The 15,465-nt window shown below is 61.6% G+C and carries 2 protein-coding genes; both read right to left on the bottom strand.

Features of this window, described 5'->3' with window-relative positions:
* Nucleotides 1-345: 345 nt before the first annotated feature.
* A complete protein-coding gene (locus DYQ94_RS12775) occupies nucleotides 346-954 on the bottom strand; it encodes a hypothetical protein (protein WP_081280598.1) in 609 nt (202 codons plus the stop codon).
* Nucleotides 951-15,458, bottom strand: coding sequence for a hemagglutinin repeat-containing protein (locus tag DYQ94_RS12770; RefSeq protein WP_237474930.1), 14,508 nt, complete (start codon nucleotides 15,456-15,458; stop codon nucleotides 951-953). The genes DYQ94_RS12775 and DYQ94_RS12770 overlap by 4 nt, the downstream gene beginning before the upstream one ends.
* Between the last annotated feature and the right edge of the window lie 7 nt (nucleotides 15,459-15,465).

Below are 15,465 nucleotides of genomic sequence, written 5' to 3'. Positions count from 1 at the left end.
GGCAGAGCATCTGTGCAAGCCGTGACTACACGAATAAACCGTCTGAACCCAACCAATCAAACATGTGCTAGCCCCACCATATCGCTGACTGCAAGGCCTACATGACTATTGGGTTGACCGAGTCCCAACGGGTTCGACACTGAGTTTCAACCTTAAGCCTCTGTCTTTTTTCATAGCTAGTACTCAGTTGGCGTGGAAACTGACACCGGCCCGTACGCGAGCTTCGGTCATCGGGTCAATTCCTACGACAAGTACAAATATTTATTATTTATAAATACAAATAGATGCATCTTCCCAATTAAAGTTAAAAATCCACTCACAGGTGTTAAATAAATTTTTACGTAACTAAACCGCGCCCTGAATGAATCTAATTTTCCAGCAGTCCCCTCTAGCAATCCAATATTTTTCTTTTTCTGGTATTAGAAAATTGAAATCAACATTTTTTGCAATCCAGCCGGGATAAACAAGATCTTCATGAAATCTACCATGATCCAAGTGCATATAGATCATTCTATCGAAATTGATATAAAACATAGGAAGTAGTGTTGAAATATTTCCAGCAACTCTGAAATCATGTGCATTCAACTCAACCCCAGATAGATAATATTTTTCAACAGAGTTAAAAATTGACAAAACATCACCGGCGCTATCGGAAAAAAAAGTTCTTTCGAGATCATCTTTTGAAATTACGACCACACCATCAACTTTCAAGTATTTAAAGAAATTCTCTGAATTTAACTTAAGTACGCCACCCCTAAAGCTCTCACAAGCCGACAGGTATTGCTCTTTATTTATATTCCCTTTGTCAAGATGCGCCTTATAATCACGCTCCGCATCAAGAGAAAAATTGTACTTATGATCCAAAACCCAGTAACACCTCCCATGGTGCACAAAAAAACATATAGCTTTCTCGCCACTATATAAATCATCAAAAATACTTCTATTCAATCTCACTTTCCAAACTCCTTCAAAAATTCATCATGAGTGTAAACCCTTGCATTTCTAGACCCATTCTCCAGCAATGACTCCCACACCTTAGGAAGCTCTAAAGCTGTACCGGGCTTATTAGGATCCACAATTTTTGGCGCCTTAGGATCTCTAGGAATGCCCGGAATAGGGCGCTGAGGTATAGCGGAATTCATAATTTCACCATGGAGACTAGCATCAACCTCAAAAACTATGACAGAACCGTCAGGCCGCTTATTTGAAAGATAATAAACCGCGTGATCGGCGGTCCCCACACTTACACAAAGCTGACCAGAACAGCCGGGATTAATGCTTATACTACCATCAGAGTTCGCAGTAATACGATTTTTACTCGTAGCAGTGCCCGTCCCACCGCCCTCGACCCTGAAATAATTGACAACTTCAGAGTCAGCGACCGAGCCAGCCCCATCTCTAATTAAGCTGTTAGGATTTGGTCGCGTCGAATTCAGGTAATCAATTACATCATCGGCCTTGAACGCGTCGCCCAAGCCTGTGGCTGCCTTTGCAGCGACACCACCCTTCCCTGCATAGAGCTCTGGAACAACGAGCGAGAGAACGTCAACGCTGACCTTGCCACCAATTGCACCCGCCTTGGCTATGTCATAGATATCCCAAGAACCGTGCGTGTTCGTGTAGGCCGCAAATGCAAGATCCTCTGCATAGCCGCTGATACCAGTTTTTATTGCATTTAACGCGCTCTTTGCGTCGTTAAAGTTCTTCTCGGCAGTAGCTGCGTAACCATTCCCCCACAGGTAGGCTAGTTGATCAATCGATTTTCCGACCTGGCCTGCAGGACTCATACCGTTGGCCAGCTCTGCCACACCGGTAACCATTTCCCAAACCCGGCCGGTAGCACCGACCGTACCTGCTCCCATACCCAGCGCCGCGCGCAGCGCAGAATCAGCGGTAGCAACCGATAGCGGGATGCTACCGTTCCATGCTGCCGAAGCCAGCGCTTGGTTACTGCAATCACCTGCCATCGCACACGCAAGCTTGTGGCCAAGATCTGCAGTCGTCACATGGGTGACGAAGTCCTTGGTCAGTGAACCGTCCTTGTCGGAGTTAAACAGGCCAACCAACTCAGGCACATGACCCGCAAGCCAAGCGGTGTATTCCCCAGCGTGATCGAGCTGATCTTGCATGGCTGCGGCGGCCAGCTGTTTTTGCTCCGCGCATCCGCCGCTGGCTGGATCGCTACACGCACCGCGCAACGCGAGATTGCGTTCTTCCGACAGCGCCTTCAGTTGCTCGGCGCGCTCACACTGGGTGCCAGACTTGGAACAAGCGATCAGGGCTGTGGCATATTCCATCCGCTCTTGATGGCCGAGGTAATTGTTGGACACCTCATTCAAGGCTGCGGCACCGCCTGCAGCACCACCGGTCGCAGCGCCTAGCGCGCTCGCTGACAACCCTGTCAACGTGGCAGCCACCGCTTTATTGATTCCGGCTTTCTCCAACGCTTCTGCCAGGTATGGTGCCGCCACGGTGCCTGCGGCTGCGCCTAGCGCTCCTTCTGTGCCACCTGTCAGACCACCCACAACCGCATGTGACAGCACACGCAACGTGCCGCCATTGCCCCAATCCTTCATCAACTGATCAGCTTCAGCCCGCTTGCTGTCGTCACCGGTTGCATCTGCTTCCGCATAGAGCTCGGCCGCCTTGTCAACTTTTCCCTGTGCGTAATCGCCAACAAACTTCGTTGCCTGCTGCCCTGCGGTGGCGGTGATCTGCGCTTGCGCGGCAACTTGGTCACGCAGTGCCTGACCATCCCATTGCTTGGTCAAGCCACCTGCGTCATCGCCGCTGATCACATCGCGCTTAAGACCCGCCAATGCATCTGCAGCGGTCTTACCAGACTTGGCGAGTTGCCCAGCCTCGTCGGTGATGAGCAAGCTGCCACCACTGATCCCGCTGGTGGTGGTCGATGTCGCATCGCCACTCTTGCTCCCAATGCCAGCCGCTGTACCGGTGCTTCCAGTCTGGAAGTTCTGCCACGACCAGTTTGCGCCGTTATTGACTGTCGGCTGGACCTGACCGGTTTCTCCTTGCTGCTTCTTGTCGCCTGTTCCCTTGCTATATCCGCCCGACAGACTGAACCCTTTGGCGTCGTAACTGCTAGTGTTTTCAATATCGCTATAGGTCAGCGTGCCGGTCTGCAGGCGATTGACGCCGGCATCCACCGCCGCCTGGGTGCTGGCGATCACCGAGCCTTTCAGATCGGTATTGCCGCCGACACGGATGTTGAAGCCGCCGTCGCCGGCCTGGATACCGCTCTGTTCGGTCACGCTGGCAAAGTCGCCACTGACCTTGTTACTGCTATAGCTGGCGCTGGCACTGAACCCTGCGCCAAAGGTCACACTCGCGCCAACACTCTTGTCCTTGCTGTCGTACGTGCTGGTGTCCTGCGGGCTCTCGATGCTCAGATTGCCACCGACATCGGCGATCACCTTGTCCGCCGACAGCTGCGCGCCCTTGAGCGTGGTGTCATTGCCACTGATGACCGTGGCCGTGTTGCCGGCAACCAGATGACTATTACTGTAGGTCACGTCTTCGCCATTGGCTTTGCCGCGCGATCCAGCTGCACTGATCATCACGCCAAATGCGGCACCATCCGGGCCGTAAGTGATACCGACACCCAGCGACGCGCTGCTGCTCTTACTGGTACTTTTTTGCTCGGCGGTGTTCTTGGCTGCTTCGATGAGTACATCGTGATCGGCTGCCAGCAGCAGATCAGTGCCCGCCTTGATGTCGCTCCCACGAATCAACAAATTACTTTGGTCGCCACCGCCGGTGGCAATCAGGTTGACGTCACCACCTGCCTGTAGCTTGGAGCCTTGTGCGAGACTGGCCGTCTGCGTGCTCTTGCTCTCGCTCTTGCTGCCGCCAATGCTGATGGCAATGCTCAGATTGGCCCCCTGAGCTGCGCCGGCGGCGCTGCCACTGCTCAACGCGCTGCCAGCTTGGCCCAGCGCCTGTCCTGCCCCATATGCATTATAGGCCGCCGATCCGAGCGCAAGTGCTTCCATGCGACTGTCGCCCTTGACCTCCTTGCTGGCCTTGTAGCTGTCATTTGCCGCCTGCGCCAGGCTGATCGCAGCCGAGCTCAGGGTCAGCGACAAACCGCCTTGGCTAAACTTGCTGCGCTGTTCCGCATCACTGTCGTTATAGACCTCCGTGATCGCGATGTCCTTGCCGGTCGCGGTCAGGTCGCCCTGCAACGCCATGACATCGCCGCCCGTAATCGCCAACTTGTTGCCGGCCACCAGGGTGACGTCACCCTCCAGGCTGCCGACCGTCGTTCCGGTATGCGTGATCTGGTCGATGTCGGCGCCAGTGGAGACCTTTTGCTTACCGAGCGTCACCCCAATACCGCCACTTCCGAACAGACCGGACTTGGTGGTGACTTTGTCATGCTCTTCGCTATGCGTGTTCTGAGCAGTTTCCAAGGTCAGGTTGTTGCCTGCTGCAAGCGTGACGTCGCCGGTGCCGACAATCTGCGCACCTTGCGAGAGCAGATCGTTACCCGCCGCAATCTGCACCGTGTCGCCGCTGAGCGTGGTGGTGACCGCCACGTTGTCGTGCCACTCATCATGCGTGGTTGTGGTCTTGCTGGAGAACGTGCCCTTCTTCTTCTTGGTCATGTCCTGCACAGCGTCGTGCTGCTCGCTGGCGGCGAGCAGGTTGACGTCGTTGCCGGCTGCCAGCGTGATGCCGCCTTCCCTGGTGGCGGCAGAGGCGGCAGTGAGGTTGATGTCGTTGCCGGCCTGCATCGCCAGGTTGCCGCCAGCGTTGAACTCGGTGCCGTGGACGGTCTCGTCGCTGGTCGCGGTGGTCTGCTTGAAGCGCTTGCGCGTTTCCAGCGTGTTGCTGGTGTCCACCGTGGTCAGCGTGCTGGCATTGATGTCGTTGCCGGCGCTGATGCCCAGCCCCTTGCCGGCGTCCAGCTTGGCCGCGACTAGATTGACGTCGTTGCCGGCGCTGAGGATCAGGTTGCCGCCGGCGGTGAGTGCCTGCTGGTCGATGCTCTGGGTGGTCGTGGTGGTGGTGACGCGGGTCTTGCCGTTGCGGCTCTTGTAGCTGTTGGTTTCGGTCTCGTTGAGGACGGATTCGACGTTGAGGTTGTTGCCGGCTGCAGCAATCAGATCACCGCCGGCCTTGACGTCGGCCTGGCGGATGGTCAGGTCGTTGCCGGCGGTCAGTTGCAGGCTGTCGCCGGTGCTGATGTTGGTGCGCGTGGCGACCTTGCCGTCCAGGCCGATGGTCGGGGTCAGCGAGAGGTTGTTGCCTGCCTGCAGTGCGGCACTGCCGCCGGCGTTGATGGTCACGCCATGCAGTTGCAGGTCGTTGCCTGCAGACATCACCAGATCCTTGCCAGTGGTCACCGACACCGCATCGCCACCGCGCAGCAGGCCGTTGTCGTTGCGCAAGGCGCTGGGCGTGAGGCTAAGGTTGTCGCCTGCGATCAGCGCCGCGCTGCCATCGGCCTGCACGCGGGTACCGCTCAGCGTCATGTCATTGCCGGCAAATAGTTGCAGGGTGTTACTGGCGCTGATGCCGGACAGAATGCCGACGCCGTTGATGGCCTTGGATGCTTCGCTGACCAGGTTGTTGCCAGCCACCAGCGCCACATCGCGTCCCTGGATCTGGCCCTGGTTGAGCAGGTCGTTACGGGCTTCCAGCGATACAGCGCCAGTGCCACTGATGCGGCCCTGGTTGAGCAGGTTACCGGCGGTGACGCTGACGTCGGCACCGGCGATGACGCCCTGGTTGCTCATGGAATTGGTGGCGTTGAGCTCGACGTTGCCGCCTGCAATCAATGCGCCGTTGCCGCGCAACTGCAGCGAGTTGGAGGCCAGATACACAACCGGCACCAGCACCTTCTGGCCCTGGTAGTCCTGTTCGACCATCCACACGATGTCTTGCGTCAGTGCGGCCGCTTGTGCGGCGGTCAAGCCCACGCCCATGCTCAGCTGCAGCTGGCCTGCGGCGGCCACGCCCGACTCCAGCAAGGCGCGGTACTGCGCCACGCCATCTGCGTAGTTGCCCAGATAGCGGCGGCCAGTGAGCTGGGTGATCTGGTCCAGCACCAGGCGCTGCTCGTAGAAGCCATCGCCCAGGCGGGTCTGGGTCCACTCCGGGTCAACACCCAGCTTGTCCAGCAGGAAGTCGCTGCTGATGAAGTTGTCGTAGTTGACGAAGCGCGGATCGGTCTCGATCAGGTAACGACGGCCCGGGCCATTGCTGCGCCAGGCATTGATGCCGCCCAGCCCGTTGGCGGCACGGCCCATTGCAGTAAGATCGGTACCGGTGCCGCCGGATAGGCGATACAGCCCGCCAATGGGCAGATCGATCTGCGTCAGCGAGGTTTGCCCGCTACCCACAATGTTGGTCACCGGAATGGTGGCCGGATCGACGCGGGTACGGCTGTCGGTCGCGACGGCAGTGACGCCGGTACCAGCCGCGGTGGCCTGCACGTCTGCCTGATCGACGCTGCTGCGTACAAGCCCACTGTCGTTGGACGCGACAGGTGCAACCGACATCTTGACGATGCCACCCGATGTGGCCAGCGTTGCGTCCTGCGTGTTGGCGCCCACCTGGGTGCCTGCACTGCCGGTCGTACCGGTGGCAACACGAATACTGTTCGCGCCGCCATTGGCACGGCCGATCACTGCCTGGCCGCCCACTCCACCGGCGCTCTGCATGGCGCGACCGGTCAAGCCACCTTGTGCGCCGACACCGTTCAGCGAAGCGCCGCTGATACCACGACCGTCGCTGCCGACGGCACCATTGCTGATGTTGGCACCATTGATGCTGACGCCTTGGCCACCGGTCATGCTGGCGCCCAGGGCGATATAGCTCGTATTGATCGTGGAAGAAGAAATGGTTTTTGATTCAGCATCATATGTACAGATAGGACGCCGATTTCCTTGGTTCAGCGCACAGTCGTCAATGACCGCTGTTACTGCATACTCGTAGTCTCTCTGTACGACTTGCCTATTCAAGGCAAGCGATTCGTTGAAGATCGACTCTCCACCAACGAAAAGCCCATCACTCAATCCACCCACACCACGTTGATTTATTTGCAGCGCACCAGCCGCCGCAATCGACGAAGTGTTATTGGTGACGCTTCCGGAAATCGCTATATTTCCTCCAGCCGCGATTCGTCCTTCCGCACTTGCAGCGATGAGACGCTCTTGCTGCTCGACCGAATAGGAACGATAAACACCAGGATTTTTTCCGACGTAAGGAATACGAATGAAGTAAGACTGCCTTGGATAGACGATTCCGCGTGACTCAATAAGCTCCTCGGGCATCGTTGCATTCGCAGCTGCCTTTTCTTGGTCGGTCAATGTACCCAATGCGGCAGTCAAAACCCGCCGCCGATTATTCAGCTGATTGGCCGCAATCAAGATGCTCCCATCAGCCTCGATACTGCCCGACAGGTTATTGACCACACCCGTACGCGATACCAAGGTACCGCCGCCATCCTGCGCGCCGCCGATGGCGATATTGCCCAGGCTGAAGATGCGCGCGTCGCGATTGAGCAGTTGATCGCGCACGATCAGATTCATGTTGCCGGTGGAACCGAGCAAGGCCGAGCCATAGGCTGCGTTGTCGGTCGCGCCGCCGAAGTCGGCGCCATTCACCAATGTGCCGGTGTTCACCGAGACGTTGCCGCCGACGATGCTGCCGGTGTTGTTGATGCTGTTCGCCTCCAGCGACAGTGAGCCATTGCCGGAGATACTGCCGGCGTTGTCGATGATGTTGCCGCCGTTGAGGCGGGTGTCGTTGGACAGGATATTGGCGCCGGCGCGGTTGGTGATGCTGCTGGCCGTAATGTCCAGGCTGCGCGCAGCCTTGAGCGTGGACTCGTTGACCAGGCTCCCACCGACGCGCAGGTTGAAAGTGCCATTACTGATCAGGTCTGCACCGGCGCGGTGGGTGTAGTCGCTACGCAAGGTCAGGTCCAGCAGGTTCTGCGCCAGGATGCTGCCGCCACCGTCGAAGCCGACGGTGTCGATCACCACATCGCCGGCGCCGCCGGTCATGCTGCCGGCGCCAATCTTGCCACCCGCGTTGTTCAAGTTCTGCAGGTTCAAGCGGACTGCCTGCTCGGCCTTGATGGTGCCGTTCTGATTGTCTAGCGTGGCGCCTGCGCGCTGCAGCAGGAAGCTCGCGCCGGCATAGACGTTGCCGCCCTGGTTGTTCAAGCCATTGGTGTTGGCGATCAGGTCGCCGCCGGCGACCAGCTGACCGCTGTTATTGGCGATGCTGGCGGCATCGATCACCACGCTGCCGCGTCCACCGAGATTGCCGCCGCTGTTGGTCAATGCACCGCCAGTGGTGATGCGTGTCAGTCCACCGCCGTTGTTGACGATACTGCCTTGGCTATTGTCGATACTTCCGCCGGAGGCGGTCAGCGTATTGCCGGCATCGAGCTGGCCGCCGCTGTTGAGCAACGCGCCGGCGACGGCAACGTTGAGATCACGGCCAGCACTGAGCTTGCCGCCTTGGTGATTGTCTAGCTGGCCGCGTGCCGTGACGCTGAGGTCGCGCGCTGCTTGCAGACTGCCGCCGCTACTGCTGATGTTTTCCGCAGTAACCACTGCGTCGGTGCCGGCACCGATCGTACCGTTGCCGTTGTCCAGGCCACGATTGAGTTCGACGCGCAGGCTTCCACCCGCACCAGCGTTCGCGACCGCCTGCACAATGCCGCCGGCATTGCTGAGGCTGTCGGCACGCAAGGTCAGCGCACCACCGCTGGCCTGCAGCAAGCCGTTGCGGTTGTCGGCCGCGCCGGTACTTTGCACCTTCAATTCACGTGCTGAGACCGAACCACCGATGTTATTGAGGCCAGCAACAGTGAGTGCTGCATCGCCCGCTGCGGCAATCGCGCCGCCCTGGTTGTTCAACGCGCCACTCGCGTCCAGGTGCAGTTGCCCTTGCGTGAGGATGCGCCCACTGCTGTTGCCCAGCGCACTACGGCTGGTGACCGACAGGACGCCGGCACCGGCGTGCTCGATGCGTCCTTGTGCATTTTCCAGGCTGGCTGCAGTGATGGTCAGATCCTGCGCATTGCTGGCCAGCGTGCCACCGGTGTTGTCGATCGCGCCGCCGATGCTGACGCGGGTCAGTCCGTTGCCGCTTTGCACCAACCGCCCGCCGGCATTGCTCAGGCTGGCGCCGTCGATACTCAGCTGGTTGGCCTGCATCTGGCCGGCAACAGCGTTGAGACGCCCGTTGTCGATGTTGCCGCCGGCCTGCACGGTGAGCGTGCCGCCGGCAAGCAAATCACCGCCACGATGATCGAGGTTGCCGCCGGTGGTCAGTGCGACATTGCCGGTTGCGCGTGTGCTGGCACCCGCCAGCTGCAGCTGGCTGCCCTGCGCCGTGAGGTTGCCGCCAGCCAACAGCTTGCCGGAGGCGCTGAGTTGGCGATCGGCGATCAGGCTCAGCGTGCGTCCGCTGCCGAGGCTGCCGTCTGCGCTGATACCGGCGCCCACCGTGCCGGCGATACTGATCTCACCCGCACGCAGGCTCAAGTTGCCCGAAGCGGTGGTCTGCCCGGCGTTCTCGATGCGGCCCCCCTGCAGACCTACCGTCGTACCGCTGACGGTGCCCTGCTGACGCAACACGGCGTCGCTGGTCAAGGTGACCTGCTGAGCGCCGAGCTGACCGGCCACACCCAGATCGCCCTTGGAGCGTAACTCCAGCGTGCTGCCAGCGCTCAAGGTGCCACTCTGTGCCAGCGCGCCATCGGCCTGCGCCGAGAAGCTGCCTGCCGATGCGAGGTTGCCGCCGAGCTCCAGGTTGCCGCGGCTGATCAATGCGACATCGCCGCGCTCGCTGCCCAGCTGGCCACTGCTGCTGACTTGCGCCGCTTCCACGCGCAAGCCATTGCCGCCAATCAGGTCACCGCGATTGTCCACCGCTCCAGTGGCGATGACACCCAGGCGTTGCAAGCCATAGGCCTGGCCGGACTGGCGCAGCGACCCGACACCCAAGGCGAGTTGATTGCCGGCGCGCACGGCGCCAGCATTGTCGAGCAAGCCGCCGATGGTGAAGGTGGCGTCGCCCTGCGCTAGCAGCACGCCGCTGGCGGCATTGCTTGCGCTGGCTGCGGTGACGTTCAAGCTCTGACCAGCGACGACTTGCGCCGCATTGGTCAACGCGCCAGCTGCGCTCAGCGCCACATGACGGTCGGCTTGCGCGACACCAGCAACCGCCAGGTCGCCGGTGCTGCGTAGATTCAAATCAGCGGCTGCATCGAGTGCGCCACGGCTGTCGATCGCGGCGCCATCCAGGCTGATCGCGCCACCGCTTTGCAGCACGGCAGCCTGACCGGTGCCGATCCGCGCGCCGCGCAGGGTTGCATCGCCCGTCGCCACCGCCTGTCCGTTCATTGTTAGTGCGCGCTGCGCCTGCAGATCCAGTTGCGTTGCCGACTGCAGCGTGCCTGCGGCGATGAGATCGCGCCCGGCCTGTAGCGCGATCGATTGCGCCTTGAGCGAGCCGGCCTGCTGCAGATCGCCAACTGCAGTCGCCTGCAGTGTGGTCGCTGCGGCGACAACGCCTTGTAGCGTCATGTCGCCTTGGCTGATCAAGCTGACGTTGGCAGTTTCGCTACCGAGCTGGCCGCTGCTGCGTAAGCTGCCTGCCTCCACCTGCAGCGTCTCTTTGGCAATGAGGTTGCCGCGGTTGTCCAGCGTGCCAGTGACCTTCGCGGTCAGTGCCTTGCCTGCAATCGCAGTACCGCCCTGCTCCATACTGGCGGCGGTGATGCGCAGATCGCCACCGCTCTGCAGGCTGCCGGCGTTCTGCAACGCGCCAGTGGTCAGCGTGACGCTGCCATCGGCGGCCAACACGCCGGCCGCCACGTTGTTGATGTTGCCTGCCTGCACCGACAGATCACGGCCAGCAATCACCTGGCTCGCATTACTCAAGGTGTCGGTTGCGCTCAACACAACATCGCGATTGGCCTGTGCCACGCCTGCAAGCGCAAGTGCTCCCGTGCTGCGCAGGCGCAGGTCCGTGCCGGCATCAAGCGTGCCACGGCTGTCGATTGCCGCACCGTCCAGGCTGATCGCGCCGACGCTTTTCAGCACGGCGTCGCGGCCGGTGGCGATGCTGTTGCCGCGCAGGCTAGCGTCACTGCCCGCCTGCGCCTGACCGTTCAACGTCAGGCTACGCTGCGCCTGCAGATCCAACGCAGACGCGGACTGCAGGGTTCCCCCGGCAGTGAGATCGCGGCCGGCCTGCAATGTCACGGCCTGCGCGTTGAGCGAGCCGGCCTGCAGCAGATCGGTGCCAGCGGTGGCTTGCAGCGTGGTCGCCGCAGCCACCACACCGTGCAGATCGATCGCGTTCTGGCTGGTCAGCGTCAGTGCGCCGTCGACCGAGCCGAGTTGCCCGCTGCTGACGATGCTGTCGGCAGCGATGCTCAGACCCTTGCCCGCTACCAACTGACCCGCGTTTTCGAATACGCCTGTCGACGAGATCGATACCGCATCCCCGCTGTAGACACGGCCGCGCTGCAGCAGCGTGCCGGTGTTCAGTGCAAGGCCACGCTCGCCATGCAGGGTGCCATTGTTTTCCAGCACGCCAGCGACATCGACGCGCAGATCGCGTAGTGCACCCAGGGTCGCCGTTGCGGCGTTGTTAGCACTGGCGGCCTGCAGGTGTAGATCGCGGGCTGCGACGACTCGAGCGCCATTGTTCAACGCGCCCGCAGCGGTCAGCGCAACATCGCGCCCGCCCTGGACCACGCCAGCCAGTGCAAGATCACCGGCGCTACGCACGTTCAAATCGGTCGCCGCATCGAGCGAACCGCGGCTATCGATGGAGCCGCCATCCAGGGTGATGGCGGCACCGCTCTGCAGCACTGCTGCAGCGCCTGTCAGAACCGTTGCACCGGTGACGGTTGCCTCACCCGTACTCGATGCCTGTCCATTCAGGGCGAGCGTGCGCTGCGCCTGCAGGTCCAACGTGGATGCCGATTGCAGAGTGCCATTTGCAGTGAGGTCGCGCCCTGTCTGCAACGCGATCGACTGTGCCTTGAGCGAGCCGGCCTGCTGCAAATCGCCGCCAGCAGTCGCACGCAATGCAGTGGCCGCTGCAACCACACCCTCGAGTTGCAGCGCGTCTCGGCTGTTCAACGTGACATCGGCGCGCTCACTACCCAGCTGCCCACTGCTACGCAGCGTGGCCGCATCGACCTGCAACGCATCCTTGGCGATCAGATTGCCACGATTGGCCAGCGTGCCTGCGATGGCGGCGCGCAACGCCCTGCCTGCAGACGCGCTGCCGCCTTGGTCCATATTTGCTGCGCTGACCTGCAGATCGCCACCGGCCTGCACGCGGCCAGCGTTGTTCAGCAGTGCCGTAGTGGTCAGGGCGATGTTGCCCTCGCCCGCCAACACACCGCTCGTGGTGTTGTCGAGGCTAGCTGCCTGCAACGACAGATCGCGGCCTGCAAACACTTGCGCTGCGTTGCTGAGCGCGCCGGTGGCATTCAACACAACGTCGCGCCCTCCTTGTGCCACACCCGCCAGCACCAGATCGCCCTGGCTGCGGATGTGCAGATCGCTCCCTGCATCCAGCTTGCCGCGGCTGTCGATGGCCGCGCTGTCCAGCGCAATCGCTCCCGTACTCTGCAACACCGCATCCTGGCTGGTTGTCAGTGTGGCAGCGCGCATCGAAGCATCACCGCCAGCCTGGCCCTGGGCAGCAAATGTCAGAGCACGTTGTGCCTGCAGATCCAGCGTGGACGCTGATTGCAGGTTGCCAGCAGCGGTGAGATCACGCCCGGCACTCAATGCCAGCGACTGCGCTCTTAGCGAGCCTGCCTGCTGCAGATCGCCAGCGGCGCTGGCCTGCAGCGTGGTCGCAGCGGCAACCACGCCTTGCAGCGCGATATCGCCCTGGCTGTCCAGACGAACACTTGCCGCTTCGCTGCCGAGTTGACCGCTGCTGCGCACGCTGCCGGCATCGATCTGTAGCGCGTTCCTGGCAATCACATTGCCAGCGTTGTCGAATGACCCGCTCACAGCTGCCGAAAGCGTGTTGCCCGAGCTGGCGCTGCCGCTTTGCGTGAACGCGCCTGCGGTCAGCTGCAGATCGCTCGCCGCATACAGGCTGCCGGCATTGTCCAATGTGCCGGCCGTGCGCACGCGCGCACCGGCATCCGACGAAAACGCGCCACTTTGCGCGTTGCGCAACGAGGCTGCCTCTACATCCAGCGCACCAGCTGCGATCACCTTCGCGCGGTTCTGCAGTGCTGCGCCCGCCTGCAATGTGGCTGAGCCAGCGCTCTGCACGGTGCCGTCCAACGCGAGCTCGGCAGCACTGGTGATGCGCAGGTCGCCACCTGCATCGATGACACCGTTGTGCTCTACCGCCGCGCCGCGCACTTGCACCGCGCCGTCGCCGCGAAGCTGACCACGCTGACGCAGCGCGCCGTTCGCCTGCAAATCGATCGTGCCTGTCGAACCCACCACGGCATCGCTGACGAGCTCACCGCCTGCGGCGATCACCAACCCACCGGCGGTGGTCTGCAGGGTGCCGGAGAGTGCGGTATCCCCGCCGCTACTAAGATTTACGCGACCGGCGTTGAGGATGCCCGAGACCTGCGCGTCCGCTGCGGCGTCCAGGCCCAGAACAGTACCTGCCACGGTGTTGCCGCTGAGCGCCAGACCGCCGCGGCTGCGCAGCAGCGTCTCCCCACGCTGGCTGCCGATATCGCCACGACTGTCCAGCTGCGCCGCGTCGATGGTCAGCGCATTGCCTGCAACGAACGTGCCGCTATTGACCAGACCACCGGCAACCGCCGCCTGCGCATCGCGTGCGGCCGCCAGACTGCCCGTCGTGGCGACAGACGCTGCCTGGAGACGCAGATCGCGGCCGGCGTAGCCGCTACCGGCATTGTTCAACGCACCTGCACTGCGCAACTCCAGATCGCCACCCGCAGACACTGAACCGCGCTGTGCGATGTCGATACCCGCCGCATTGAGCGCCACTGCATCTGCTGCAATCAGCTGACCCTGCAGTTCCAGCCGACCGCCGGCTTGCACATCAGCACCCTGCCCGGCCTGCGCCAATCCACCCAGGCGCACGTTGCCGCTGCTATTCACGCGCAAGGCGGTGGCCGCGTCCAGGGTGCCCAGTGCATCAATCGCGTTCGCATTCAGCCCGATCGCGCCGCCGCTCTGCAGCGTGCCGGTCAGGCCAATCTGCCCCGCGCGCAGGGTTGCAGCGGTTGCCGCATAGGCCACACCGTTGCTGCGCAACACGCCATCGGCGCCCAGATCCAGCGCACCAGTCGTATGCAGACTGCCATCGGCATTCAATTCCGAACCGAACAGACGGATAGCGCCGGCGCTGCTGCGGCCGCTGTGGCTCAAGGTGCCACTGGCTTGTGCATCCAGGGTACCGGCGGCGACCAGATCGCCTGCCAGGGTCATGCGCGCGCCGCGCAGACGCACATCGCCTTGCTGCGAGCCGAGCACGCCGCGCTGGCCGAGGTCACCGGCGGCACGCACACCCATTCCATCGCGCGCCACCGTGGTCCCGCTCAGGCTCACCTGGCCCGCGCTGTCGATCTGCAGATCGCCACTCTGCGCCGCCAGGGTGCCGCGACTTACCACGCCGACACCGGCTTCGGTCGCAATCAGACGAATACGGTCGGCATACATGCCGCCCAGCTGCGCCACGTCGATGCCGATCGACGGTGCGGCGCCATCGGTGTCCGGCATCACGTCCAGCAGCATGCCGTCGTAGCTGACCCGCCCTGCACCTGCGGCGGCGACCAGTTCCCTGGTCCAGATCGAGCCCTCCACGCTGAGCTGACGCGAGAGCAGGTCCAGGCGATCCACGTTAGACGCATCCAGACCGTTGCTGCCGATACTCAGCGCACCGCCGGTGATGCTGAAGCCGTTCAACGCACCATCGCTGCCCAGGTTGGGCGTGCCGGTGGTCAAGGTCACGCGCGAAGTGTTGAGAAACCCGCAGCCATCGCAGGAAATGCCGTTGGGGTTGGCGATCACCAACTGCGCCTTGGCACCGGCGATTTCGGTGTACCCCTGCAAGCGGCTGCTGGCCGAGGTGACCTCATTGAGGATCAGCGAGGCGGCACCGCTGCGCTGCAGATTGTCGTTACCGGCGACATAGCCGCCCAGCTCGGTCTTGGAGATCTGCGCGCTGTTGTTGAGGATCAACCCGTTCGGGCCGACGTTGAAATTGCTGTAGCGGTTATGCGAGATGCCGCGCGCATTGGGCGCGACGATGTCCACCACCGGCACGCCATTGGCGGCGACCTGTTGACCGGGTGTCTGGCCGCCGGGATTTGGCGTTGGTGCCACCTGTGCCCACGCCGGAAACGATGTCCAGGTGACCGTGCAGCACAGCAGCAACGCAAGCGCGCGCTTGCTTTGTTCGGCCAGGTAAGCACGTACGCTCATCGCTTCGGTGTCCATCGTTTCT

The sequence above is a fragment of the Xanthomonas sp. LMG 8993 genome, from assembly GCF_009835065.2.
GTDB lineage: Bacteria > Pseudomonadota > Gammaproteobacteria > Xanthomonadales > Xanthomonadaceae > Xanthomonas > Xanthomonas arboricola.
The sequence above is the reverse complement of the archived record's forward strand: the minus strand, read 5'-3'. Positions and strand labels throughout refer to the sequence as shown.